The organism is Kaistella treverensis, assembly GCF_900114045.1.
Taxonomy (GTDB): Bacteria; Bacteroidota; Bacteroidia; order Flavobacteriales; family Weeksellaceae; genus Kaistella; species Kaistella treverensis.
In genome coordinates, this window is sequence record NZ_FORQ01000001.1 from 304,706 (window position 1) to 331,696 (window position 26,991).

Below are 26,991 nucleotides of genomic sequence, written 5' to 3' on the forward strand. Positions count from 1 at the left end.
AATTTTTTTTGATTAGCTGATAAAATCTTTTACGCGCGAAGTCGCCATTTGGTTTTCATTAATCCAATCCAGAAAACGCTCAAGTTTCAGCTGCATCGCTTTTCCGCTTTTTAATTTTCTAAAAAATGGCAGCTGGAACGGCAGATTTTTCACATTTCCAAATTGCCAGGAATTTAAATTTACCAAAACAAAATCGTCTCTTTTTACCGTTTCTACCACCATATTCCGGTAATAAATAAACGGAACCAGCTGAAAAACCAAATCGTCGTACGGCATTTGCGAATACGGCGAAATGCTTTGGTAGAGTAGTGTCAATCCATTTTCTTCCTTCAAAGGCGCTTTTCGCGCAAGTTTTTTCAGCGGAAAAGAAAGTTTCTGATCATCGATGTATGAAATATAATTAAACTGAAGTTTTTTCAGCGCGCTCACCTCAAAAGCATTTTCGTTTACGCGGATTCCGCGCACATTTTTTCCAATTAAATCTTCCGTCCATTTTTTCGCGGCTTCTATTTCTTCCAAACTTGAATTTTGGTGAAAAAAAGCAATTTCATGACCTTCATTTCGCATTTGTTTCAGCAGATTTTCCATTTTGGCCAAAAGTGAAATCTCCACAAAAAATGTCGCGGAAATTTCAGCTTGTTCCAAACTTTTTAAAATGGTTTTCGTCGTCACAATTGCAAATTCTACCGGCTCTACAGCAGTTTTTTCCGTTTTTTGCTTGTAACTGAAATCGTTCGCTAGAATATTGAAAGTCAGTAAAATCATTTCAGAAAGATAATAAAAAAAGTCTGCAAATTTGAGTATTGCAGACTTTTTGCGTTTTTGTAAAATTTAATTTTTTTGCAGTTTTACCTTCAGATTTTTCAGCATGTCTTTCGTCATTTCGCTGATGTCATAATCGTAAGTTAAGCTCCAATCTTTTTTCGCCACTGAATCGTCAATCGACGCCGGCCACGAATCTGCAATCTGCTGCCGGAAATCCGGCTGGTAATCAATGCTGAAATCCGGCATTTCTTTCTGAATTTCTGCCGCCAATTCTTTCGGCGTAAAAGACAAGCCACCCAAATTGTACGAAGTGTGCACACTTAAATCTTCTTTCGGCGCTGCCATAAGTTTCAGCGTCGCGTTGATCGCATCTTCCATGTAAAGCATTGGCATTCCGGTATTTTCGGCGATAAAACTCGTGTATTTTCCCGATTCTACAGCTTCATAAAAAATTTCCACTGCATAATCAGTTGTGCCGCCACCTGCCGGAGTTTTCCAGGAAATTAAGCCCGGATAGCGAATACTGCGCACGTCCACGCCATATTTATCAAAATAATATTCACACCATTTTTCGCCCGCCATTTTCGAGATTCCGTACACCGTTGTTGGGTTCAAAACTACTTCCTGACCCACATTTTCTTTTGGAATTCCTTTCCCAAAAACCGCGATGGAGCTCGGCCAGAAAATCTTCTGTATCAAACCTTCTTTTGCCATTTCACAAAACTGAATCAACGGTTCCAAATTCAGTTTCCAGGCGAAAAGCGGCTGTTTTTCCGACGTTCCGGACAGTAACGACGCAAGGTGGTAAACGGTTGTAATTTCGTAATCTTTAATCACCTGGCGCACCAGCTGCGTGTTGGTAACGTCCATTCTTTCATAAAATCCCGCGGAAGTCAGGCTTTTGTCCCAGCGGTCCAGTCCGGATGCAACCACATTTTCCGCGCCGTGTATTTCCACCAGGCGGTTTGTAAGTTCAGTTCCGATTTGGCCCAGAGCGCCTGTAATAAGTGTTTTTTCCGTGTGAGATTCCATGCGTTGATTTTAGATTTCCACAAATTTAGAAAAATCGCTTAAAATTACCCGTTTTTAGGCGGAATTTTTTGGGTGACATTTAACGGCTTCTAAAGATAATTTTCTTATTTTTTTTGGGCGACAACTTCCGTCTTCCGTTCCCGCTTTTTTGCTCCGCTGCGCTCCGCAAAAAGAGCTCCACTCAAGCCGGGTCGCGGTAACCGCACCAAAAAAAATTAGCGGCTATTTGGGCATTTTTTTCCTAATTTTGGTAAAATTCTTCAGCATGAAAAAGTTCTTTCTTTCCTTTCTTCTTTTGTCCCAATTTGTTTTCGCACAATTTACCGATATTAATATCGTCAAGGAAATCCACACCAAAGACAAAGGTCTCGTGGTTTCTGCGCATCCTTTAGCCAGCGAAGCCGGCGCAAAAATACTGAAAGCCGGCGGCAACGCTTTCGATGCGGTCATCGCCACACAATACGCTTTGGCGGTCGTTTATCCACAGGCGGGAAACATCGGCGGTGGCGGATTTCTAGTCGGCGTGAAAAAAAACGGTGAAAAATTCACCATAGATTTCCGCGAAACAGCACCCGCAAAAGCCTCGCGAGATATGTATCTCGACAAAAAAGGAAACGCAAACACCGATCTTTCCCAAAACGGAAGATTAGCGGTCGGGATTCCCGGTTCTGTAGCGGGGTTTTATGCGACATTGAAACACGCCAACCTGCCGATGTCAACACTTATTCAGCCCGCAATCGATTTGGCGGAACAGGGTTTTGCAATCACCCAAAAAGAAGCAAATTTGCTTAATAATCAAATGGAATTTTTCCATCAGCACAATAAAAGCGCCACGGTATTTCAGAAAAAAATGCCCTGGAAGGCGGGAGAAATTTTAATTCAGAAAGAATTGGCAAAAACCCTGAAACTCATTCAGAAAAACGGGGCAAAAGGTTTTTATGAAGGCGAAACCGCAGATTTAATTGTCAAAGAAATGCAGCGCGGAAACGGCATTATTTCTTTAGCCGATCTGAAAAACTACAAGGTGGTGGAAAGAAAACCGATCACTTTTAATTATAAAGAAAACGAAGTTGTTTCCATGCCGTTACCGTCCAGCGGCGGAATATTACTCGCACAGATGCTGAAAATGACGTCATTTGAGAATCTGGAAAAATATCAGCACAATTCCACGCCCGCCGTTCAAATTATGGTCGAAGCTGAAAGACGCGCTTTCGCCGACCGAGCGGAATTTATGGGTGATCCGGGTTTTATTAAAGACCAAACCGCAATGCTGATTTCCGAAAAATATTTAAAAAACCGATGGAAAACTTTTACTATGAACCGCGCTACGCCAACCGCTGAAGTTGGTAAAATTATTCCACAATCAAAAGAATCCACGGAAACTACGCATATATCCATCATCGATAAAGACGGAAACGCGGTCGCGGTTACGACTACTTTAAATGGTTTGTACGGCAGCAAAGTCGTGGTTTCCGGTGCCGGATTTTTCCTGAATAACGAGATGGATGATTTTTCTGTAAAACCCGGTGTTCCAAATATGTTTGGCGCGGTCGGCGGCGAAGCGAATTCCATTCAACCCGGAAAAAGAATGTTGAGTTCCATGACGCCAACCATTGTTCTGAAAAATTCAAAACCTTATATCATCGTGGGAACGCCGGGCGGAACAACCATTCCAACTTCCGTTTTTCAAACCATCGTGAATATTATCGATTTTAAATTAAGTCCAAACATGGCGATTAATTCACCGAAATTTCACCATCAGTGGCTGCCGGAATCAGTATTAATCGAAAGGAATTTCCCCGAAACAACGGTTGCCGATTTGGTAAAAAACAAATATACCATCGAAAAAACTGCGCAAATCGGTCGTACAGAAGTAATCGTAATCGATGAAAATGGAAATGCGGTCGCTATTGCAGATGGTCGCGGCGATGATTCCGTAGCGGTGGAATAAATTATTTTCCAGCCAGTTTTTTCAGCATTCCGTTGAAAATTAAACCGTGAAACGGCAAAACGGAATACCAATAGAGTCTGCCCGATAAACCTAGCGGGCGAAAAGTGGCTTCCTGATGCAGGACGCCATTTTTTATTTTGAACTCCAACCAGGCTTCACCGGGAAGTTTCATTTCAGCGAAAAGCAGAAGGCGTTTTTCTTCGCGATTGGCGTAAAGCACGCGCCAAAAATCCACGGAATCGCCGGCTTCCAACTCACTCATATTTCGGCGGCCACGGCGTAATCCTACACCACCAAAAAGTTTATCTAAAAGCCCGCGGATTTTCCAGAGAAAATCTGCGTAATACCAGCCTGTTTTACCGCCGATGCTGAAGATTCGGTCTAGAGATTTTTCTACATCATCCACTTTTTCCTCTCGGATATCTTTAAAACAGCCTTCCGTCGGCACTTCCAGATATTGCCAAACTTTCCTGTTGTGAAACTGGTTGGTAAAAGAATCAAACCAACTGGACAAAACATCGTTTTGCTTGATTTTATCAAAGGCTTGACGGATGGCTTCTTCGTAAGAAAATAGATGAATACCGAGCTTTTCAGCCAGATTATTCGGTTTTGCCACCACATCGATTTTCATGCTGTCCACCAAATTTACGGCAAGCGAGTAACTTGTTGATGTTACAAAATAGAGCCAGTAAGACGATAATTTCGGTGTCATCACAGGGACTATAAAAATTTGCCGCTTTAAGCCCCTAATTTTTGCATATTGCAAAAGCATTTCTTTGTACGTAACCACCGTGGTGCCGGCGATATCGTAATTTTGGTTGTAGGTAAATTCTTTTCCTAAAACTCCAACTAAAAACTGCATCACATTTCGGATGGCAATCGGTTGACATTTGGTGTTCAGCCATTTTGGAGTGATCATGATCGGAAGCTTTTCTACCAAATCACGGATGATTTCGAAAGACGCACTGCCAGAACCCACGATAATTCCTGCGCGTAAACTCGTTAAATTGTAAACCGAACTTTGCAAAGCTTCTTCCACATTTTTCCGCGATTGTAAATGCTTCGAGAGTTTTTCTTCATTGATGATTCCAGTGAGAAAAATTACCTGCTTTACGGCTGTTTTTTCTAAAGCTTTTCGAAAGTTATCGGCAGAAATTTTTTCTTTTTGTTCAAAATCTCCGTCGCTGGACGACATGGAATGAATTAAATAATACGCAGCTTCAATATCTTTCGGAATATTTTCTAAGCTCGATTCATCTAAGAAATCGTTTTCAATAACCTCAATCTGGTCGATTTTATCTTTAAAAAGTTTTAAACCGAACCGGTTTTTATCACGCACAGAACACACCACGTGGTGACCTTCTTCGAGCAACTGAATCAGAAGTCTTTTGCCTATGTAACCGGTGCCGCCAGTGAGTAAAATTTTCATGATAATAATGTTTTTTCCAAGATTTCATAGCGGCTTTCGAAAATAAATTTCACCTTATTTTTTACATAATTTCCCGCCAATAAATCACCCAAAATTCCGAATGGCAGCTTGAAATTAACGATGTCCGTCATTAAAACTTCGTTGTCCGAAACTGCTTTAAAATGATGTTCGTGATGCCACATCGCATAAGGTCCGAATCGCTGTTCATCGACGAAAAATTTTTGCTCTTCCAGATGCGTGATTTCCGTAATCCAATTGGATTTAATGAAAGGTAAAGCGCCAATTTTGTAAGTGATAATCTGACCTTTGTAAGTTTTATTTGGCGGATTATTTGTAATTCTGAATTCCATTTCCTTCGGTGTAATTCTGTCTAAATTCGTCGGCAATGTGAAAAATTCCCAGGCTTTTTCTAAAGATAATGGCAAAACCTGCTCCGAGGTCAGCGTATAAATTCCTGATTGTTTGGTCAAATTAATTTTCATGGCTGGAACGGAATAATTTTTTCGTTTTCAGATATTCGAAAACCAAAGTGATTGAATACAGAAGCGCGAAACAGTAAAAAGTATCTTCCACCGGAATGGTGCCGAGCCGAATGCCGAGATTTTCGGAATTGTCGTAAAAAACCACGGGATTTTCCGAATAACTTCCCGTCAGCGCAGAATTCACAAAAAAGAAAGGAATAAAAATAATCATAAAACTGAGATAAAATCTTCGGGCATAACTCCATTCAAAAATAATTTGCAGCAACATCAAAACCGTGAAAAGTCCGATGCAGACGAAAGTGTACATTTTATCGTAATTGAAAACCGACAAAACCAAACCAACTGCAAATAAAATATAAGTAATAAAATGCGTAATTTTTTTAGAAAGAATAATTTGCGGAAAAAAATATTTCAGTGAATAATGGATAAAAACGCTGGCGTAAGGTATTAAAAGGAAAAAAAGCCATTCTTCAATCGGTAATTTTAAGATTCGCCAACCGACTAAATATTGGTCATTAAAACCCCAAACATCATTGTACGCAAAATAGCTGTCCCATAAAATAAAGAAAATCCCGACGGAGATTATCGCCGTAAAATAAGCCTTCCAGTGCTGAATAAAATGCATCCGCTTTTTTTCAAAACTGAACAGGAAGGGTATTATAAAGCTGAAAAAATCGAGGAGAAGATAATAGTAGGACTGCAAAATTTATTTTTTTAAAGTGGATAAACGCGCTTCGCGAAAATATTTCATCGGAACATACAGCATTCCAAAACATTCGCCGTCTTCCTTGCCCAGATGTTTGTGGTGCATTTTATGCGCTTTTCTAAGTCCGCGGAAATACCAGTTATTGGTTTTGTCAAACCATTTAAAACGGCGGTGGATCAAAACATCGTGAACTAGAAAATAGCAGATTCCGTAAATTAAAATTCCGAGGCCGACAAAAAACATCCAGTTGATGCCGTCTACTGTTCCGAACCAAAAAAGCAACATGCTTGGAATGGCAAAAACTACGAAAAATGCATCGTTTTTTTCGAAAACATGCGGATAACCCGGCTGGTGGTGATCTTCGTGAAGATACCAGCCCAAACCGTGCATGATGAATTTATGCGTGAGCCACGTTACTCCCTCCATGGTAATTACCACGGCTATCGTTAAAAATATATATCCAGTAAAGTCCATTTTTTACAATTTTAAATACGCTTTGATGTAAGTTTTTAGGTCCTTATCAGCCGAATTTTTATAATTTCTCGTAAGAAAAGTTCGGTCTTCTTCGATATTCTGATAATAACCCAAAAGTTTGGGTACACTTTCCTGGGTGATAAGCCGCATCAAACGGACTTCCAGGTTTTTCGGGTCAGATTTTACCGCCGCATCCATCGTTTTTTTACCTTCGTTGAAATAAGACATTTTTTTCAGCGGATTGAAAACGTGTTTCGCCATAAAAAACTTTCCGACCGCTAAAAATCCGGCGTAAATCGGTTCCTTCGTTTCGTTAAAAGCTGACGAAGATTTTTCAATCAGCATTTTTGCCGCAACTTCAGAGTTTTCTCCTTTCTGAAGAAGGGTACGGTAATCTTTAAGGTTTTGAGCGTTGGTGACGTTCATAAAAAAAAGGAGTAATAAAAGGCTAATTTTTTTCATTAAAGCAAATTCAGGTTTTTATTTAAAATCATTTCCCCGAAAAGATAGATTTTTCTTGCATTCGAAACGCGGATTCTTTTGGTTAAAAGAAGTTCCGGTTTCGTTTTTCTAATTTTTTTAAAGAGATTGAAATAATATTTATACGCCATAAAAACTGCCAGTCTACAGGTTAACGGCAGCATTTTAATTCCGGTTTTTGCGTGCGCGAAATCCTTTGCAATATCCAGCTCAATTTTTTCCTTATCAGCAGCCGAAAAATTCCGGAAATCTACATTCGGGAAATACGTTCTATCTAAATCGTTAAAATCTGCGCTTATATCCCGTAAAAAATTTATTTTCTGAAAAGCTGCGCCAAGGCTTTGTGCGTAAGGTTTCAGCTTTTCATATTCTGTCACATTTCCGTTTACGAAAACTTTTAAACACATTAAACCCACCACTTCGGCCGAGCCGTAAATATATTCGTTATACTTTTCGTCATTCAGGTTTTTAATTTCATCCAAATCCATTTTCATTGAATACAGAAAAGAATCGACAAGATCCTGCGGAATATTTTTTTCGCGCTGTGTAGTGCAGAATGATTGCAAAATTGGGTTCAGCGAAATGCCGTTTTCGAGAGCGAGGTGATAATTCTGTTCAAATTCCGCCATTAGTTTTGCTTTATCGAAATCGTGAAAAGTATCTACAATTTCATCCGCCAAGCGTACAAATCCGTAAATATTGTAAATATGCTGGCGGATTTCGGGCTGAAAAAGGGTAGAAGCGCGCGAAAAAGAGGTACTGTAGCGCTCCGTCACCAGCCTGGATGACTGACCGCAGACTTCATTAAAAATTTCTAAATTATTCATCTGGTCGTGTTTTTTTCATGTTTAAGAATGTAGTCTGTCACCACCTTTCCGGAGATTAAAGCCGGCGGCACACCAGGTCCCGGAACCGTAAGTTGTCCGGTATAAAAAAGGTTTTTAATCTTTTTATTGGTGATGCTGGGCCGCAGTACCGAAGTTTGGAGCAAAGTATTAGCCAATCCGTAAGCGTTTCCGCGGCAGGAGTTGTAACGGTCTTTAAAATCCTGAACGCCGAAACTTCTTTTGAACAGAACATTTTTTCGAAGGTCAACGCCTATATTTTTCTGAATTCGATCCATAATCAGCTCGAAATATTGTTCATGAATTTCCGGGCCGTCTTCTAAATCTACCGCAACAGGAATTAAAAAAAATCCGACTTCTTTTCCTGGCGGACAGAGATCTTTATCTGTTTTTGAAGAAAAATTGGCATAAAAAAGCGGTTTTTTTGGCAATTGCGGTTCGTCGTAAATTTCCACCGCGTGCCGGCCAAAATCGGTATCGAAAAACAAATTGTGGTGGTGCAATTCCGGAACTTCTTTATCGAACGCGACATAATATAGAAAGGACGACGGTGCGAAAACTTTTTTCATCCAGTAATCGTCGCTGTAATTTTTTTCCGGTTGTTTGAGCAGTTTTTCTGTATGTGCATAATCAGCGCCGGAAATTACGATGTCAGCATCAAAGGAATCTGTCGTGGTAATCACTTTTTTTACCACATTGTTTTCTGTTTCAATTTTCGTCACTTCCTGATTGACGTGGAATTCCACACCCAATTCTTCAGCCAAAGTTACTATGCCACGTGCCACAGCATTAAAACCACCTTTCGGATACCAGGTTCCTAAACCGAAATCCGCGTGGTTCATAAAATTGTAAAAAGCCGGCGTATTCTGCGGTTTTGCGCCTAAAAATAAAACCGGAAATTCTAAAATACTTTGGAGCTTTGGATTTTTAATGTTTTTTCGGACGGTTTCGGAGATATTTTTTACAAACAGCGGAAGACGTGTTGCTGTTTCAAAGCTTACAAGTTCCAGAAGCGATTTTCCAGGATTGTAAACCAAATCCTGCATCGCGATTTCGTAATTTTTCCGCGAATCCGCCATAAACTTTCTGAGATGCGCGCCACTTCCGGATTCAACTTCTTCGAATTTTTCAATGATTTTCTCTGGATCGTCGGAAATATCGATGAAATCGTTTTTACCAAAAACTACGCGGTAAGCCGGCGATAATTTTTCAAGGGAATAATAATCTGAAACTTTTTTACTAAAATCAGAAAAAAAACGTTCAAATATATCAGGCATCCAATACCAGCTCGGACCCATGTCAAACTTAAAACCATCTTTTTCCCACATCGAAGCGCGCCCGCCAAGCTGCTCATTTTTTTCCAGAACCTGCACTGCAAAACCAGCTTTCACCATATAACAGGCAGAAGCGAGCGCAGAAAAACCAGATCCGATGATTACAACTTTTTTCATTAATTTTATAATGGAACAAAAATATACTTTTATTTTTTAAATAGAAAATTTTTTTACTAAATTTGTGCTTTAATACACAGAGAAGATATGAAAAATACAGAAATAACACAGGAAAATATTTTGGAGCTGTACTCCAACTATGTCCTTCGCAATAACCGAAAGCCGCTGAATGTCTTTACTTTCTGCGATGATCACGAGATTTCAGAAAGCGATTTTTATTTTTATTACGCCAATTTTGACCAGCTGGAAGCTGATTATTTAAAATATTTCCTTGAGCAAACTTTGCTGCTGATTTCCGCGGAAGAATCTTATATAATGGAGACGCCGAAAAATAAGCTGCTTTCTTTTTACTTTACCTTTTTCGAACAGCTTACGTTGAACCGGACTTTGGTGATTTACCTCATTGGTCAGGAAAAAAACAACCTTCAGAATTTTAAAAAATTATGGGCTTTAAAGGCCGAATTTTTAAGATTTATAAAAAGTCTTGATGTTACAGATTCCATGTTGGGAAATTCTTCGGAAAGCAAAATGAAGTTGGAAAGAATTAAAAACAAAGGAATCGAGGAATTTTATTGGGGACAGTTTTTGGCAACGCTGAAATTCTGGCTTGATGACACGAGTTCAAACTTCGAAAAAACCGATATTTTCATCGAAAAATCCGTAGACACAGGCATGGATTTGCTTGACGTAAAACCGTTTAAAAAGCTGCTGGATCTGGGAAAATTTTTATTTAACGAAAAAGTGAGACCCAATTCATGAAAACATTAGACAAAATTCCTACCAGTAAAATACAGCGCGCAAGCAAATTAATTTCCACCGGAGCCAAAGTTGGCGTAAATTATCTGAAATATTACGGTGAAAAAATCACCAAAACCGAAGACGAAGCCAAGGAAAATCTGAATAGCAATAATGCTTCAGATATTTATGACAGCTTAAAAGAACTGAAGGGCAGCGCTTTGAAAGTCGCGCAAATGCTCAGCATGGAAAAAAATATTCTGCCCGCTGCATATGTAGAAAAATTTTCGCTGTCGCAATTCCAGGTTCCGCCGCTTTCTGCGCCTTTGGTGAACAAAATTTTCAAAAATTATTTCGGTAAAAAGCCGACAGAATTATTTGATTCTTTCAATAGCACTTCCAGCAATGCGGCGAGCATCGGACAGGTCCACAAAGCTTTTAAAGACGGAAAGGAACTCGCAGTAAAAATTCAATATCCCGGAGTTTCCGACAGCATTTCCTCCGATTTGGCGATGGTAAAGCCAATTGCCATGAAAATGTTTAATATAAAAGGCAAAAATTCCGACCAATATTTTAAGGAAGTTGAAGATAAATTGCTGGAAGAAACCGATTATAAACTGGAAATTGAGCAAAGTCTGGAAATCAGGAAAAAGTGTGAAAATTTGCCGAATTTAATTTTCCCGGATTATTATCCGGAACTGTCGAACAACAAAATCATCACCATGGACTGGATGCACGGCAAGCATCTTTCGACTTTCTGTGCGGAAAACACCGATCCGGAAAAAGCAAATAAAGTAGGGCAGGCGCTTTGGGATTTTTATATGTTTCAGATTCATGAGCTGCGAAAAGTTCACGCCGATCCGCATCCCGGAAACTTTCTGGTGACTGACGACGGAACTTTAACGGCCATAGATTTTGGCTGTATGAAAAGCATTCCGGAGGATTTTTACGTTCCGTATTTTGAACTTGCGTCAAGAGAAAACCTGAAAAATAAGGCGTTTTTTGACCGGAAATTACTGGAACTGGAAATCATCAGACCTGACGATTCACCCGAGGAAAAAGCATTTTTTACCGAAATTTTCTACGACTTGCTTTTCCTGTTTACGACACCATTCCAGGACGAAACTTTCGATTTTTCGGACGCCAAATTTTTCGCAGCTATTGCAGACCTCGGTCAGAAATACGCGAAAAACACTCAAATTAAAGGTAGAAATGCAAACCGCGGCTCCAAACATTTTATTTACATGAACCGTACGTTTTTCGGACTTTTCAATTTGATGCACGAGATTAACGCGAAAGAAATCCGAATTAATAATTATAAGAACTTTACCGACTGATGAAAAATATTCTGATTATCGGCGCCGGAAAAGGTATTGGTTTAGCGAGCGCAAAACTTTTAAAAACAGAAAATGTTTTCACGGTTTCCAGAAATTTAACCACGGAATTAGAGGCATTAAATACAACATTCTATAAAGCCGATGTTACAAAGGATGACCTCTCAGGTTTAAAGCTGCCGGAGGAATTGCACGGTTTGGTTTTCTGCCCCGGCAGCATCAATTTACGGCCTTTTAACCGCCTCTTGGAAGACGATTTTTTAGCGGATTTTAACCAAAATTTTTTGGGCGCTGTAAAGGTTATTCAGAAAGTTTTACCTGCTTTAAAGAAATCTCGTGGCGCCAGCATCGTGCTATTCTCCACCGTGGCAGCCAAGCTCGGGATGCCTTTCCACACCTCAATTGCTGCCAGCAAAGGTGCAATTGAAGGTTTTGCTAAAAGTTTAGCTGCTGAACTTTCTGCTTCCAAAATACGGGTGAATGTAATAGCGCCTTCACTTACCGACACCACGCTTGCTGACCACCTTCTCTCCACGGAGGATAAAAAAATCGCCGCAGCAAATCGGCATCCTCTTCAAAGAATCGGCACGCCTGAAGACAGCGCGCAATTGGTGGAATTTTTACTTTCCGAGAAAAGTTCCTGGATGACGGGTCAAATTATTGGTGTAGACGGAGGTTTAGGTAATATAAAATTATAATATCGGTATGGAACTAAATTTAGTCATTGAGATTCTGTCGGAGCTTGATACTTTTCAAAAAAGCCAGAACAGCAACCAGCCAACCCTGGAAGATTTTCGGCTGTACCTGAACGAAAAAGCTTATGAAAGGGAAAATCCGAGAAATCTGACGGAAAAATATGATTTAAAAGTTTTCGACCTCGAAAATGAAATCGCGAAACAGGTGATTATGCTGGGCCGATATTCTAAGCATTTGATTAAAAAATCACTGGAAAATCACAGCGATCTCATCAACGAAGATTTCACTTATCTTTTCCGCCTCATGGACTATCCGTCGCTCACGAAGATGCAGCTGATCGAGAAAAACGCGCACGAAAAACAGTCCGGAATTGAAATTATTAAAAGGCTGGTTCGGAATGGTTTGATCGAAGAAAGTCCCGATGAAAATGATAAAAGAAGCACTCGTATCGCGGTGACTGAAAAAGGGAAAAAAGTTTTTCAGCAAGCAATGCAGGATATCACGGTGGTTTCAAAAATCATGTGCGGCAAACTTAGTTCGGAAGAAAAGGAGCAGCTGCTGAATTCACTGAAAAAGCTGAATACTTTTCACCATACGGTTTACACGAACCTGCGGAATGAAGACCCGGAAAAAATCCTGAAAATGGTGGGAAATGGCTGAAAAAATTACAGTTTTCTGGTTTCAGCGCGATCTGCGGTTAAGCGATAACCACGGACTTTTTCGCGCACTTGAAACTTCCGAGAAAGTTTTGCCGATTTTTATTTTTGATACAGATATTCTGTCGAAATTAGAAAATAAGGCAGACAAACGCGTTGATTATATTGTTCAGACTTTACAGACATTAAATGCGTTTTTAGAAAAAACAGGCAAATCGATCGAAATTTTTCACGGAAAACCTTTAGAAGTTTTTCAGCTACTTTCGGAAAAATATGATCTGGAAGCGGTGTTCTGCAATGAAGATTACGAACCGGCAGCAATTAAAAGGGATGCTGAAATAGCGGAATTTTTAGCCGCTAAAAGGGTAAATTTTTTCGCTTTTAAAGACCAGGTAATTTTTCATAAAAACGATATTGTAAAACCCGATGGCACGCCGTACACGGTTTATACACCATATTCTAAAAAATGGCTAATGCAATTCGAAAGCGAAAAATCAGCAGAATATCTCAGCGAAAATTTGCTGCATCATTTAATTGATGTTGAGAAGCAAAATATTTCGTGTGAAAAAATCGGTTTTGAAAAAACTTCTTTGAATTTTGAAATTCCGCATTTCAATCCTGAAATCATTAAAAATTACCACGAAACACGAGATTTTCCGACTGTGAAAACTTCGGAGATGAGCATTCATCTGCGCTTCGGAACGGTAAGCATCAGAAAATTAGCTGCGTCAGCGGCAAATTTTAACCAAACGTATTTAAAGGAATTGATCTGGCGGGAATTTTTCATGCAGATTCTTTTCCATTTCCCACACGTAGTTCATCAGTCATTTAAAAGAAAATACGACGAAATTGCCTGGCTTTTCGACGAAGAAAATTTAAAAAAGTGGCAAACGGGAAACACCGGCTATCCGCTTGTTGATGCAGGAATGCGCCAACTGAACGAAACAGGATTTGTGCACAACCGCGTGCGCATGGTTTGCGCCGGATTTTTCACCAAACATCTTTTGATGGACTGGAGAATCGGTGAAGCCTATTTCGCGGAAAAACTGCTTGACTATGATCTTTCAGCAAACAACGGAAACTGGCAATGGAGTGCGGGAAGCGGTTGCGATGCGGCGCCCTATTTCCGGATTTTTAACCCGATGGAGCAGCAAAAAAAGTTCGATCCGGATTTTATTTACATTAAAAAATGGGTGCCGGAATTTGGGTCAAAAGATTATCCGGAACCGATGATCGAGCATAAGTTTGCGCGCGAAAGAGCTTTAAATGCTTATAAATCTGGTCTTGAAAACAGCTGATTTTAAACCAGAATTTTTAAACTTTTCGGTAAAACCTTGACGTGAATCGGTGATTTAATCACCGTATATTCGCCGTCCAGATGCCAATCCTCAGAATCAACGCTAAACTCAATTTCCGGAACGGAAAGGTAGGTGAGGTAACGGTTTTTCTTCAGTTTTTTAGCAAACATATTCACCGCAAAAATTCCGCTGTACCAAATTGGGAACTTTTTCACCAAAACAATTTCTGCAAGACCGTCCATTGTGCTGGCGTGCGGCGCGATGTATGCGTTATTGCCGAACTGGCGCGTGTTTGCGACGTTTATCATCAGATAATTTCCGTTGTGTTGCTGGAATTCTTTTGCTTTAAACTGAATTTCCACGGTTTTAAAACGGAAAAAAGTACGCAGAGAAACTTTGATATAATTTGAAAAGCCGCGGCTTGTTTTTTCGAAATCTTTCACCACTTTTCCATCGAAACCGGTTCCTGAAACATTGATGGAAAAATGCTCATTCACCATGAAAGTGTCGATTGCGCGGTGATTTCCATTCTTGATTTTTCCGAGCAAACTGACCAGATTTTTGGTAAAATTATTTTCGTTCGAAAAACCGTTTCCGGAACCTGCGGGAAAAATTGCAAGAATTTTGTCGGTTAAAATGAGGTTTTTTGCTACCGACGAAATTGTTCCATCACCGCCAACTGCCACAAAAATATCAATGTGATCAAAATTTTCTTTGATGAATTTTTCAGTCCCTTCAACGGAATCTGAAAGAAAAATTACCGGCTTTTCGAGGCTTTTTTTTAATAATTCTAAAAACGGTTGATAATTTTTCTGCGCAGAAAATGGGTTGATGATGAAAGCAACGTGGTTCATAACTGCAAAAATAGCGAAAGTGTGCGGTTAATCGTGAAACTCAGTTTTAATCTACAAACCCATTCGCTTTTTAAAATTGGAATTTAAAAACGGTTTAATGTCGGACAGCGGAACTTTAACTAAAACCGGACCGGCGGCATACGCTGCAATTTCATACTGATTATAAAGAAAATAAAGATGTTCGGCGTCGAAATAAAAGTTGTCGTTCAGCGGAATTTTCTTCACCAAAAGCATTTCGCTCTGGCCGTTTTCCAGATCATTTTTAAGGAAGTTATCCATTAAAATCCGTCCCCAGATTCCAGCATCCTGATTGGTGAGTACGTCGGAAAGCTGAACAGTTTTATTGTTTTTAAGGTCGAAAACTTTGAATTTTTTATAGTAATAGCCGTGCGCGCCGCCCGTGTAACCGTCGCCGGTATACACCAAAGTCAGAAAACCGTTGGTATTGGAAAAAACTGCCATTTTTGAATTGTTGGTCCATGTTTGCTTGAAATCCGGACTAAAGTTTTTCAGCGATTTTTTGGTTTCATCGAAATAGCCTTGTTTTTTTTCTTCCAAAGCTTTTCCCAGATTTTCTTTTGAATAGTCTTTAAGCTGAATCTTTTCGGGCGCGTAAATGGAATCTAAAATATTTTGGCGGTTAAAATTGGGGAAAATCAGGATTTTCTTGGCGAAAGACGCCGTCAGATTCTTAGTTATTTCCAGCGAATCATTAACCGAAATTGAATCTACTACAAAATTTGAAACCGTCTTTGCAGTTTCAGTTTTCTCCGTGGCAGACTTCTGTACGGCTGGTTTTTTCTGCTCACAACCGGAAATTGCGAGAAACGAAGCGAGAAAATAAATGACGGAAAATTTCATGTCTAAATTTACTTAATTATTTTTATTTCGCTGAAATCTTAAAATAAAAAAAACCGCCCAAATTGAGCGGTTTTTTTGTTTTTGAATAATTGAAGTGTTACACATCGATTTTTGCATAAATTGCGTTTTTCTCAATAAATTCACGTCTTGGTGGAACTTCATCGCCCATCAACATTGAAAAAACATTATCAGCATCTGCTAAACTTTCAATGGTTACCTGTTTCAAAATACGGAATTCTGGGTTCAGAGTCGTGTCCCATAGCTGTTCCGGGTTCATTTCCCCTAAACCTTTGTAACGCTGTACTTCCACACCTTTGCCATCAGGCGCTAGCTGAAGCGTAATTTCTTCGCGTTCTTTCTCGTTGTAGGCATAAATCTTCTTGCTGCCTTTTTTCAGTAAGTACAATGGCGGCTGCGCGATGTAGATGTAACCGTTTTCGATCAGTTCCTTCATATAACGGAAGAAAAAGGTAAGAATTAAGGTTGAAATGTGCGCGCCATCAATATCAGCATCGGTCATAATCACCACTTTATGGTAACGTAACTTGGAGATATTCAGCGCTTTACTGTCTTCTTCGGTTCCTACAGAAACTCCTAATGCGGTATAAATATTTTTAATCTCTTCATTGTCATAAACTTTATGAAGCATTGATTTTTCCACATTCAGAATTTTACCTCGTAAAGGCAAAATCGCCTGAAAATGACGGTCACGTCCTTGTTTTGCTGTTCCACCTGCGGAATCTCCCTCAACTAAAAACAGTTCGGAAATTGCGGGATCTTTTGAAGAACAGTCGGAAAGTTTTCCCGGTAAGCCGCTGCCGCCCATCGGCGATTTGCGCTGTACCATTTCGCGGGCTTTTTTCGCCGCCTGTCGTGCTTTTGCTGCAAGAACTACTTTCTGAACAATTAATTTCGCTTCGTTCGGGTTTTCCTCCAGGAAATTAGTAAGCATTTCGCCAACAATTTTGTCTACCGCACCGGAAACTTCGGAGTTTCCAAGTTTTGTTTTGGTTTGACCTTCAAATTGAGGTTCCATCACTTTCACAGAGATAACCGCAGTTAAACCTTCACGGAAATCGTCACCGGTAACTTCTACTTTTTCTTTTGCAGGAAGACCGATTTCATCAGCGAACTTTTTTAAAGTTCTTGTCAAAGCTCTACGGAAACCCGCGAGGTGTGTTCCACCTTCGTGCGTATTGATATTGTTTACGTAAGAGTGCAGATTTTCGTTGTAAGACGTGTTGTAACGCATTGCAACTTCCACCGGAATATTGTCTTTTTCACCTTCCATGAAGATGACGTTGTTCATAATACTTTCGCGGTTACCATCGATATATTCAACAAATTCTTTCAAACCACCTTCAGAGTAGAAAATATCGAATTTCTGAGCGCCTTCTTCATCGATGAATCTTTCATCAGTCAAAGTAATCGTGATGCCTTTATTCAAATAAGAAAGTTCGCGAAGTCTGCTGGCCAAAGTATCGTAGCTGTACACCAAATCCTGGAAAATGGTGTCATCCGGCGTAAACGAAACCAAAGTTCCGCGTTCTTCAGTTGTACCGATTTGCGCCACATCTGCCAAAGCTTTTCCTTTAGCATATTTTTGCTGATACACATTACCGTCTTTGTAAACGGTCGCCACCAAAGAATTGGAAAGCGCGTTAACCACCGAAACACCCACACCGTGGAGTCCACCGGAAACTTTGTAAGTATCTTTATCGAACTTTCCACCCGCACCAATCTTGGTCATTACAACCTCCAGGGCAGATTTCTGTTCTTTTTCGTGCATATCCACCGGAATACCGCGGCCGTTATCTCTTACCGAAATACTTTCACCTTCGTGAATCACCACTGAAATGGTGTCGCAGTGGCCTGCCAAAGCTTCATCTATGGAGTTGTCAATAACCTCGTAAACCAGGTGGTGCAGACCTCTGGAGCCCACATCTCCAATGTACATTGATGGCCGCATTCTTACGTGCTCCATTCCCTCTAATGCTTGTATACTGCTCGCTGTGTATTCTTTTTGGCTCATATTTTTTCTATTCTTCAGGACCAAAGCCCCGAATTTTAAATATTTTTAAATTAAAAATTTGCTGAGAAACAGAGCGTTTTTTCTCTATTTCAAAAGACCAACAAAGATACTGAATTTCGATGGAATATTGAAATTTATTCGCCTATAAAATTGGGGAAAATCCATAAAAAAATCCCCGAAAATTTGGGGATTAAATATTTCAAAAAATGTAGCGCTTAAAGTGCTTTCATCAAAACTACGTCATCAATTTTTTCAACTTTAACCAATTCGTATTTGGTTAAATTTTTCGCGGCTTTATCCCACTTTTTTCCGGAAAGCTGACTTTTCACTTTTACCACGTTCAAAGTCATTGGTTCTTCCTGCGATTTCAGGATTTCTAAAACCATTTTTTCGTCTTCATCAAGCTCGAAAGTTGGTGCAGCTTTTTCCGGCTTCATTTGCGGGAAAAACAGCACTTCCTGGATGGAAGGATTGTTGGTTAAAAACATAATTAAACGGTCCATACCGATTCCCAAACCGGAAGTTGGTGGCATGCCATATTCCAGCGCGCGAAGAAAGTCTTCGTCGATAAAGCCGGTTGCTTCATCATCACCTTTTTCCGCTAATTTCAGCTGTTCGTTAAAGCGTTCTCTTTGGTCAATCGGGTCATTTAATTCCGAATAGGCATTTGCGATTTCTTTTCCGCAAACCATCAGTTCGAAACGTTCTGTTAAACCTTCCTGACTGCGGTGTTTTTTGGTTAAAGGCGACATTTCAATAGGGTAGTCGGTGATGAAAGTCGGCTGTATGAAATTACCTTCACATTTTTCACCAAAAATTTCGTCGATCAATTTTCCTTTCCCCATGGTTTCATTCACCTCCACACCAATGGATTTTGCAAAATCAAACAGTTCCTCTTCGGTTTTCCCCGTAATGTCGAAACCTGTATATTTTTTAATAGCTTCGGTCATAGAAACGCGCGGATACGGTGCTTTCCAGCTGATTGTATGCTCGCCGAACGTAGATTCTACACTTCCATTTACCTGCATTGCGGAAAATTCCAGCAATTTCTCGGTAAAATCCATCATCCAGTTATAATCTTTGTACGCGACATAAATTTCCATCGCGGTAAATTCCGGATTGTGCGTTCGGTCCATTCCTTCGTTTCTGAAGTTTTTAGAAAACTCATAAACACCGTCAAAACCGCCAACAATCAGTCTTTTCAAATATAATTCATTCGCAATTCTCAAATAAAGGGGAATATCGAGAGCATTATGATGCGTGATGAAAGGTTTCGCCGCAGCGCCGCCCGGAATTGCCTGTAAAATTGGCGTTTCCACCTCGAAATATCCTGCGTCGTTAAAAAAAGTCCGCATTGCATTGAACAGTTTTGTTCTTTTGATGAAAACTTCTTTCACATGCGGATTTACAATTAAATCCACATAACGCTGTCTGTAGCGAAGTTCCAGATCATTGAAAGCGTCGTGAATTACTCCGTTTTCGTCGGTTCTTGGTTGTGGAAGCGGACGTAGAGATTTGGTTAAAATCTTGAAATTCGTCACTTTTACGGTCATCTCACCAACCTGTGTGGTAAAAAGTTCACCTTCGATACCGATGATGTCACCAATATCCAAAAGATGCTTGTAAACCTCATTGTAAAGCGTTTTGTCTTCGCCCGGACAAATCTCATCGCGGTTAAAATAAACCTGAATTTTACCGGCAGAATCCTGAAGTTCCGCAAAACTCGCTTTTCCCTGAATTCGTCGGCTCATCAAGCGGCCGGCGATAACAACCTTTTTACCTTCAGCAAAATCCTGCTTAATGGTTTCGGTGGTTTCGGTGGTTTTAAATTCTTCGGCGGGAAATGCGTTGATGCCCAATTTTTCCAGGCTTTTTAACTTTTCTCTGCGGATAATTTCCTGTTCTGATAACTGCATGATGCTGACAAATTTTAAGATGGCAAATTTACAGAATTTTCTGCAACTGAAATAACGAAAAAAATGGCAAAATAGCGGCTAAAATTTACCTGAAATTTTCAGCATTAAATTCAAATTTCTTACAGGCTGAATGACCAATTTTTTATTTTTAATTAAAGTAATTCCAAATTACTTTTTGCCGTACTTTTTGGGTGTTTCCCGTCGTACCTTTGTGATGTGAAAAAGCCGGTTATATATTTCTTTCTCTGCATTTACCTCTTGTCTTTTACAGAGGCGCGCCAGATTTTGAAGTTGCCGAACCTCGTCGAACATTACATTTCGCACAAAATTACCGGCAAAAACACCACTTTTTTCTCTTTTATAGAAATGCATTATTTCGAAGACCACGGCATAGATTCCGATTACAGCCAGGATATGAAATTGCCTTTTAAGACGCACGAAAGCAATGTTTTTTCTATTGGCTCGCTTGCCGTTCCGGAAATTTTCAGCATTAAACTAAAAGCACCGGAAAATTTCGGGCAAAAAGCACCAATTTTTTCCTATTTCTCCGGACACACTTCAGACGCGTTCGCGTCTATTTTCCGTCCGCCGATTTTTATTTAATTAGTAAAACCACACAGGAAGTATTTTCAGCAAAACCGTTTGCTGAAAGGTTTTCGCCAATCTTATTATTTAAATTTTAAAATCAAAAACAATGAACAATTCACATCTGCACTTGGTTGTAAACCATTTGCCAATTATATTTCCTTTCGTAGGAATCGTGCTTCTGCTTATCGGAATTTTTGCTAAATCCGAAGTTTCAAAACGCAATGCTTATATCATTTTTATTTTGGGTGCTGTTGCTTCCATCGCGGCGATGGCTACTGGCGAAGGCGCCGAAGAAGGCGTGGAACATCTTCCCGGCGTTGCCGAAAGTTTAATTAAAACTCATGAAGAAGCTGCTGAGCTTTTCGCCGGACTTTCCTATGTCGTAGGCGGTTTAAGTTTGGTCGCACTGTTCGCGAGTTTCAGAAATTTTACATTTTCCAAAATAATGCCTTTTTTGGTCGGAATTTTTGCTGTCTCGAGCCTGTTTTTTGCCCAAAAAGCAGGAACAACCGGTGGTGAAATCCGTCACACTGAGATCCGAAACGACGCGCAAACTGATAATGGCGGCGATAATGCTGCTGAAAATGTAGCAGACGAACACGATGATTAATGTCCTTTTATGGCTAATGAATCTCATAGTTTTCTAATTATGAGATCATTAGCGCGTAAAAACTTTGCTAAATAATTAATTTAAAATTTTACAATGTTAGACAAAATCATCAGTTTTTCCATAAAAAACAAGCTGATCATTATTCTGATGACGCTCGGCTGGATTATTTATGGAATTATAGAACTCCGGAAACTGCCAATAGATGCGGTGCCGGACATAACTGACAATCAGGTTCAGATCATCACTTCGTCACCTAGTTTGGGCGCTCCGGACATCGAACGGTTCATCACTTTTCCGCTTGAGCAGTCGATGAACAATATTCAGGGCATTAAGCAGATGCGGAGTTTTTCGCGCTTCGGACTTTCCGTGGTTACCATCGTTTTCGAAGAAGGTGTAGATCTTTATCTTGCAAGACAACAGGTTTCCGAACGGTTGCAAAATGTTTCCAAAGATATTCCGAAAACACTCGGCGTCCCCGAAATGGCACCAATTTCCACAGGTCTTGGAGAAATATATCAGTACATCATCCGGCCAAAAACCGGCTACGAACATCGGTTTAATGCAATGGAGCTGCGCACGATTCAGGATTGGATTGTTCGACGGCAACTTCTCGGCACCGATGGTGTTGCTGATGTTGCGAGTTTTGGCGGAAACCTAAAACAGTACGAGGTTGCTGTTAATCCATCACAGCTGAAATCGATGGGCGTCACGATGCAGGAAGTTTTCACTGCGCTTGAAAACAATAACCAAAATACGGGCGGCGCTTATATCGAAAAAGGTCCCACAATTCTCTACATCCGAACGGAAGGTTTAATGGGAAAAATTCAGGATATTGAAAAAACCGTGGTGAAGAACCTTCCCGACGGGACACCAGTTTTAATCGAAAATATTGGTAAAGTTCAGTACGGAAATGCGATAAGATACGGGGCAATGACGTACAATGGAAAAGGCGAAGTTGCGGGCGCGGTGGTGATGATGATGAAAGGTGCCAACTCTAATGAGGTGATTGAAAAGGTAAAATCCCAGATTGAAGAAATAAAAAAAACCTTACCCGAAGGCGTGGTAATCGAACCATTTCTAGACCGTACCAAAATGGTGAACAACGCTATTTCAACGGTTTCAAAAAACCTAATTGAAGGTGCGCTTATCGTCATTTTTATTTTGGTGGTTTTCCTCGGAAATCTGCGTGCCGGGCTTATTGTTTCTTCAGTAATTCCGCTTTCGATGCTGTTTGCCTTCATTATGATGAATTTTTTCGGAGTCAGCGGAAATTTGATGAGTTTGGGTGCTCTGGATTTCGGTTTAATTGTGGACGGTGCTGTAATCATCGTCGAAGCAATTCTCCATCGGCTTCACGGTCCAACACTTCAGAACAAAAGCATGCTGACCGTACGGGAAATGGACGAAACCGTACAGAGTTCTGCCGGAAAAATGATGAACTCAGCGGTCTTCGGGCAGATTATTATTCTGATCGTTTATTTGCCGATTTTAACCTTGGAAGGTGTGGAGGGCAAGATGTTTAAACCGATGGCGCAAACGGTAATTTTTGCGCTTTTAGGTGCATTTATTCTGTCTTTGACCTACGTTCCCATGATGAGCGCACTGTTTCTCTCGAAAAGAATTACGCACACGACAAATTATGCGGACCGGATGATGGCGAAACTGGAAGCTGGGTACGACCGAATTTTGAAAAAAGTTTTGAAATATCAGAATGCGCTTTTCTTCGGAACCTTGGTTATTTTCTTTATTTCGGTTTTTATCATGTCAAGATTGGGTGGCGAGTTTATTCCAACATTGCCTGAAGGCGATTTTGCTGTAGACACGCGGGTTTTACCGGGAAGTAATCTAAAAACTTCCACCGAAGCAGTACTAAAAAGTCAGCAAATTCTGCTGAAAAGATTTCCTGAAATCGAAAAAATTGTGGGGAAAACCGGCAGCAGCGAAATTCCTACCGACCCAATGCCTATTGATGCCAGCGATATGATGATTATTTTGAAACCGCGCGCTGAATGGACGTCCGCAACTACTTACGATGAACTTTCAGAAAAAATGTCCGCAGAGCTCAAAAAAAATCTCATTGGCGTTACTTATTCTTTTCAGTATCCGGTAAATATGCGTTTTAATGAGCTCATGACCGGCGCGCGGCAAGACGTTGTCTGTAAAATTTTTGGTGAAAATCTCGACTCGCTGAAAGTTTACGCAGAAAAATTGGGAGAAATTTCCAAGAAAATCGATGGTGCTGAAAACATCTACGTTGAACCTGTTTCCGGAATGCCGCAAATCGTCATTGAATACAATCGTGCCGCGCTCTCGCAATACGGTTTGAATATTGGCGAAGTCAACAAAATGGTGAATACTGCTTTTGCCGGCCAAACTGCGGGTTCTGTTTTTGAAGAGGAGAAAAAGTTTGATCTCGTGGTACGGCTGGACGGCGACCTTCGTAAAAATTTGCAAAACGTACAATACCTCTTGATTCCGTTGCCTTCAGGTGGTGAAATTCCACTGGCTTCTGTTGCGCAGGTGGATATTAAAGAAAGTGTAAACCAAATTCAGCGCGAACAGGCGCACCGCAGAATCATCGTTGGCTTCAATGTCAAAGGTCGCGACATCAAATCTACGGTTACGGATTTACAGAAAGTTGTTGATAAAGAACTGAAACTTCCGGTTGGTTATACCATAAAATACGGCGGAACTTTCGAAAATTTACAGCAGGCACAAAAACGTCTGGGAATCGCAGTTCCGGTGAGTTTAGCTTTAATCCTGCTGCTGCTTTACTTCGCATTCAACTCGATAAAATACGGCCTGATCATTTTCACTACAATTCCATTATCAGCAATCGGTGGAATTCTATCATTGTGGCTTCGCGGCATGAATTTCAGCATTTCCGCAGGTGTCGGTTTTATCGCGCTCTTTGGCGTTGCAGTGCTCAACGGGATTGTTTTGATTGCCGAATTCAACCGGCAGAAAGAAACCCATTCAGATTTGAATGAAATAGTAAGAATTGGTGGTAAAATGAGACTTCGCCCGGTTTTAATGACCGCTTTGGTTGCCTCACTTGGATTCTTACCAATGGCTTTAAGTCAGGGCGAAGGGGCAGAAGTGCAAAGGCCGCTTGCAACCGTGGTTATCGGTGGCTTACTACTCGCGACTTTCCTAACGCTTTTCATTTTGCCAACTGTATATATTTGGTTTGAAAAGCATTTTCCACAGCGCAGAAAAACTGTAAATCTTGAAGAATAAATTTTAAAAATGAAAACAAAATATCTAACAATACTACTTTTTCTGGCCTGTTTGAGGGTTTTTTCTCAAATTCCTGTTTCGCTTGAAACCGCGCAGCAGAAAGCAATTGGAAATAACCTTTCGATAAAAGCAGGTCAGCTAAAAATTGATTATCAGCAGAAAATTAAAAATTCCGCAGTCGCGATTGATCCGCTAAATATTACGGGTGAAATCGGCCAAATGAATTCGGCTTATGTGGACAACGCTGTTTCAATTCAGCAAACGCTGCGTTTACCGAAATTTTACAAAAACCAAACTCAGGTTTTGGTGGAAGAATGGAATAATGCGCAGTTGAGTCTTGAGGTTCAAAAATCCTATTTAAAACGTGACTTGGCAAAGGTTTACAATACTTTAAATTACCTCGACGAAAAGCAGAAACTTCTTGAAAAAACCGACAGCATTTACTCAAAATACCTTCAGAGAGCGGAGCTTCGGTTGCGCGCGGGCGAAAGCAATATTTTAGAGAAAACAACAGCGGAAAATTACCGAAGTCAGGCTGAAATTCAATTACAGAATTTGAGAAAAGACCGCGAGGTGGCACTTCAGCTGTTTAATTATTTAATTAATGACACTTATATTTTCACGAATCTTCAAGATGATTTCTACAAAACGCAGCTGAATGAAAATCATATTTACGAAGGAAATCCAACAATTCTGCAACAGTTTGAACAGCAAAAAAATATAGAAAATGCCCGTTTAAACGCCGAAAAAACCAAGCTTTTACCGACTTTTAATTTCGGGATAACCTCCGCGACACAGTACGGTTTTGGTGCGGACGAAAAATTCTATAATCATGGAAAGCGTTTCCAAAGCGGATTGGTTGGTGTTGGTTTGCCGGTATTTAATTCTGCGCAGAAATCGGTGATTGAAGGTCAGAAAATCAATCAGCAAATTGCCGAAAATAATTACCAAATAGCCGTCGAAAATCTGAAAAATCAATACGCCGTAGCTGTTGCTGAATCGGAAAAACTGAAATCAGAACTTGAATATTACAAAAGTGGTGGCCTGAAAAACGCGGAAACCATCATGTTCACGGCGAATCTGCTTTTAAAAGAAGGCGAAATAGATTACCTGGAATACACCATGCTCGTCAATCAAAGTCTCGAAATTCAGAGCCGCTATATTGACGCGCAAAAACTGTTTAACGAAAAAATTATAGAACTGAACGCTTTAAAAGGCGAATAAAAAAACAAAAAAAATGAAACATTTAATAACCATAATTTCTGCTGTTGCGCTCCTTTTTTCCTGTTCAAAAAAGGGAGAAGTGGTGGTAAAAGATACGTTTACTATTTCGGGTAATCAAATCACGCTAACGGATCGACAGCTGAAAAATGCCGGCATTGAAACCAAAACGCTCGGCAGTCAGGAGATTGCGAACAAACTTATGCTTTCGGGGCAAATTGATGTGCCGCCGCAAGCGATGTCCAGCGTCTCGTCGTCGTCTGGCGGAATTGTAAAAATTGCCCGTTTTATGCCCGGAAATTTTGTTTCCAAAGGTCAGACGCTTGCCGTTGTTGAAAATCCTGAACTCGCAAAACTTCAACAGGATTATCTTCAGGCAAAATCCGGACTCAGTTACGCGCAAAAAGATTACGAAAGACAGAAGTATTTAAATCAATATCAGGCAAGTTCCAACAAAGTTACGCAGCGAGCGCTGAATGATGCAGAAAATCAAAATGCGGCTGTTCGAGGTATTGCGTCGCAGTTGCGTTCATACGGAATTGATGCGAAAAGTGTAAGCGCGGGAAAAATCCATAAAAGTATTTCGGTTACAGCACCAATTTCCGGTTATATTTCAACGGTAAATGTTGCTGTTGGCCAGTACGTTTCGCCGGCGGAAGTAATTTTTACCATCATCAATAACAATTCCACGCAACTGCAACTTAAAGTTTTTGAAAAAGACCTTGGTAAAATTTCTCTGGAACAGCGCGTCCGTGCATTTACGAACCAAAATCCGGAGAAAAAATATGCCGCTGTAGTGAAACTTATTGGTAAAGATTTCGCGCCGGACCGAAGTGTGACAATTCATTGTGATTTGATTGACAAGGACGAATCATTAATTCCCGGAACATTTATGAACGCTGAATTTGAGGTGAATGCGGAAAATGGTTTCGTAATTAACGATGATGCAATCGTGACCTGGGAAAACCGACAATATATTTTTGAAGAAATACAGCCTAAAACTTTTGCAATGTTTCCTGTGACCATAGGAAATTCTGAAAATGGGTTTTCCGAACTTGTAAATTTCGAACCGAAAAACCGCAGCAAAAAGTATGTAATTAAAGGTGCTTACACTTTGCTGATGGCGCTGAAAAACGTTGAAGAGTAGATTTTAATAAAAGATTTATAACATTTTTTCTTGGTGGTAAGAAAATGATTTATACATTTGCAACAATGAAATCGGTAAACAATACAAACTGGTGGTGGCCTCAAAACTTTCAAAGTCTTGAGCACTGTTCTTTTGTGTAAAAAAATATATTTTATCAAAATAATAAGAAGACTTTGACATTGTGTTAA

Annotated in this window: 22 protein-coding genes and 1 pseudogene; 10 read left to right on the forward strand and 13 right to left on the reverse strand. The window is 40.2% G+C overall.

The features are described 5' to 3' along the window. Positions 1-12: 12 nt before the first annotated feature. Together BMZ55_RS01500 and BMZ55_RS01505 are read right to left on the reverse strand one after the other, a co-directional pair. Positions 13-765 carry a polysaccharide deacetylase family protein gene (locus BMZ55_RS01500; protein ID WP_089818021.1) on the reverse strand — a complete coding sequence of 251 codons (753 nt, stop codon included), beginning with the start codon at positions 763-765 and terminating at the stop codon, positions 13-15. A 66-nt stretch (positions 766-831) separates the two neighbouring features. Then, positions 832-1,797: an NAD-dependent epimerase/dehydratase family protein gene (locus BMZ55_RS01505; RefSeq protein WP_089818023.1), complete on the reverse strand. Its 966-nt coding sequence runs from the start codon at positions 1,795-1,797 to the stop codon at positions 832-834. A gap of 265 nt (positions 1,798-2,062) precedes the next feature. Here BMZ55_RS01505 and ggt point away from each other — a divergent pair, with 265 nt between their 5' ends. Further along, a complete protein-coding gene (gene ggt / locus BMZ55_RS01510; RefSeq protein WP_089819354.1) occupies positions 2,063-3,748 on the forward strand; it encodes a gamma-glutamyltransferase in 1,686 nt (561 codons plus the stop codon). Position 3,749: 1 nt separating this feature from the next. Here ggt and BMZ55_RS01515 read toward each other — a convergent pair whose 3' ends face one another. Genes BMZ55_RS01515 through BMZ55_RS01545 form a run of 7 tightly spaced genes read right to left on the reverse strand, consistent with a single transcriptional unit; the run spans position 3,750 to position 9,615 of the window. Continuing rightward, the gene (locus BMZ55_RS01515; RefSeq protein ID WP_089818025.1) at positions 3,750-5,177 is read right to left on the reverse strand and encodes an SDR family oxidoreductase; all 1,428 of its coding nucleotides are present in this window, start codon (positions 5,175-5,177) and stop codon (positions 3,750-3,752) included. After that, entirely contained in the window at positions 5,174-5,659 is a 486-nt protein-coding gene (locus tag BMZ55_RS01520; RefSeq protein WP_089818027.1) for an SRPBCC family protein, read from the reverse strand. Before BMZ55_RS01520 ends, BMZ55_RS01515 begins: the two co-directional genes overlap by 4 nt. Then, positions 5,649-6,362, reverse strand: coding sequence for a lycopene cyclase domain-containing protein (locus tag BMZ55_RS01525; RefSeq protein WP_089818029.1), 714 nt, complete (start codon positions 6,360-6,362; stop codon positions 5,649-5,651). The genes BMZ55_RS01520 and BMZ55_RS01525 overlap by 11 nt, the downstream gene beginning before the upstream one ends. A gap of 3 nt (positions 6,363-6,365) precedes the next feature. After that, positions 6,366-6,839, reverse strand: coding sequence for a sterol desaturase family protein (locus tag BMZ55_RS01530; RefSeq protein ID WP_089818031.1), 474 nt, complete (start codon positions 6,837-6,839; stop codon positions 6,366-6,368). A 3-nt stretch (positions 6,840-6,842) separates the two neighbouring features. Next, the gene (locus BMZ55_RS01535; protein WP_089818033.1) at positions 6,843-7,301 is read right to left on the reverse strand and encodes a hypothetical protein; all 459 of its coding nucleotides are present in this window, start codon (positions 7,299-7,301) and stop codon (positions 6,843-6,845) included. Further along, on the reverse strand, positions 7,301-8,146 hold the full coding sequence (locus BMZ55_RS01540; protein WP_089818035.1) for a phytoene/squalene synthase family protein: 846 nt from the start codon (positions 8,144-8,146) through the stop codon (positions 7,301-7,303). Before BMZ55_RS01540 ends, BMZ55_RS01535 begins: the two co-directional genes overlap by 1 nt. After that, entirely contained in the window at positions 8,143-9,615 is a 1,473-nt protein-coding gene (locus BMZ55_RS01545; protein WP_089818042.1) for a phytoene desaturase family protein, read from the reverse strand. Before BMZ55_RS01545 ends, BMZ55_RS01540 begins: the two co-directional genes overlap by 4 nt. 87 nt (positions 9,616-9,702) lie before the next feature. Between BMZ55_RS01545 and BMZ55_RS01550 the strand changes: the two genes are divergently transcribed. From BMZ55_RS01550 to BMZ55_RS01570, 5 genes are read left to right on the forward strand one after another with little or no spacing between them, the layout of a single operon-like run. Beyond that, positions 9,703-10,374, forward strand: a complete 672-nt coding sequence (locus BMZ55_RS01550; protein WP_089818044.1) for a TetR family transcriptional regulator C-terminal domain-containing protein — start codon at positions 9,703-9,705, stop codon at positions 10,372-10,374. After that, positions 10,371-11,687, forward strand: a complete 1,317-nt coding sequence (locus BMZ55_RS01555) for an ABC1 kinase family protein (protein ID WP_089818046.1) — start codon at positions 10,371-10,373, stop codon at positions 11,685-11,687. Before BMZ55_RS01550 ends, BMZ55_RS01555 begins: the two co-directional genes overlap by 4 nt. Beyond that, positions 11,687-12,382: an SDR family NAD(P)-dependent oxidoreductase gene (locus BMZ55_RS01560; protein ID WP_089818048.1), complete on the forward strand. Its 696-nt coding sequence runs from the start codon at positions 11,687-11,689 to the stop codon at positions 12,380-12,382. Before BMZ55_RS01555 ends, BMZ55_RS01560 begins: the two co-directional genes overlap by 1 nt. A 7-nt stretch (positions 12,383-12,389) precedes the next feature. Then, positions 12,390-13,040 (forward strand): MarR family winged helix-turn-helix transcriptional regulator, encoded by a 651-nt coding sequence (locus tag BMZ55_RS01565; protein ID WP_089818050.1) that lies wholly within the window; start codon positions 12,390-12,392, stop codon positions 13,038-13,040. Further along, complete coding sequence (locus BMZ55_RS01570) at positions 13,033-14,334, forward strand: cryptochrome/photolyase family protein (RefSeq protein ID WP_089818052.1); 1,302 nt, start codon at positions 13,033-13,035, stop codon at positions 14,332-14,334. Before BMZ55_RS01565 ends, BMZ55_RS01570 begins: the two co-directional genes overlap by 8 nt. Positions 14,335-14,336: 2 nt before the next feature. Here BMZ55_RS01570 and BMZ55_RS01575 read toward each other — a convergent pair whose 3' ends face one another. The 4 genes from BMZ55_RS01575 to lysS all read right to left on the reverse strand — a co-directional run bounded on the left by BMZ55_RS01575 (position 14,337) and on the right by lysS (position 19,997). After that, positions 14,337-15,188, reverse strand: coding sequence for a diacylglycerol/lipid kinase family protein (locus tag BMZ55_RS01575; protein WP_089818054.1), 852 nt, complete (start codon positions 15,186-15,188; stop codon positions 14,337-14,339). A 51-nt stretch (positions 15,189-15,239) separates the two neighbouring features. Continuing rightward, the gene (locus BMZ55_RS01580; RefSeq protein WP_089818056.1) at positions 15,240-16,049 is read right to left on the reverse strand and encodes a DUF3298 and DUF4163 domain-containing protein; all 810 of its coding nucleotides are present in this window, start codon (positions 16,047-16,049) and stop codon (positions 15,240-15,242) included. A 97-nt stretch (positions 16,050-16,146) separates the two neighbouring features. Continuing rightward, the gene (gyrB, locus tag BMZ55_RS01585; RefSeq protein WP_089818058.1) at positions 16,147-18,081 is read right to left on the reverse strand and encodes a DNA topoisomerase (ATP-hydrolyzing) subunit B; all 1,935 of its coding nucleotides are present in this window, start codon (positions 18,079-18,081) and stop codon (positions 16,147-16,149) included. A 215-nt stretch (positions 18,082-18,296) separates the two neighbouring features. After that, complete coding sequence (gene lysS / locus BMZ55_RS01590; RefSeq protein ID WP_089818060.1) at positions 18,297-19,997, reverse strand: lysine--tRNA ligase; 1,701 nt, start codon at positions 19,995-19,997, stop codon at positions 18,297-18,299. Between the two features lie 258 nt (positions 19,998-20,255). Between lysS and BMZ55_RS01595 the strand changes: the two genes are divergently transcribed. From BMZ55_RS01595 to BMZ55_RS01615, 4 genes and pseudogenes are all read left to right on the forward strand, one after another. Next, entirely contained in the window at positions 20,256-20,600 is a 345-nt protein-coding gene (locus BMZ55_RS01595; RefSeq protein WP_143068734.1) for a hypothetical protein, read from the forward strand. 91 nt (positions 20,601-20,691) lie between these two features. Continuing rightward, positions 20,692-21,195: a DUF2231 domain-containing protein gene (locus BMZ55_RS01600; protein WP_177179768.1), complete on the forward strand. Its 504-nt coding sequence runs from the start codon at positions 20,692-20,694 to the stop codon at positions 21,193-21,195. A gap of 93 nt (positions 21,196-21,288) precedes the next feature. Further along, a pseudogene (locus BMZ55_RS01605) lies at positions 21,289-25,659 on the forward strand (CusA/CzcA family heavy metal efflux RND transporter). Between the two features lie 13 nt (positions 25,660-25,672). Then, positions 25,673-26,803: an efflux RND transporter periplasmic adaptor subunit gene (locus BMZ55_RS01615; RefSeq protein WP_089818069.1), complete on the forward strand. Its 1,131-nt coding sequence runs from the start codon at positions 25,673-25,675 to the stop codon at positions 26,801-26,803. Positions 26,804-26,991 lie beyond the last annotated feature (188 nt).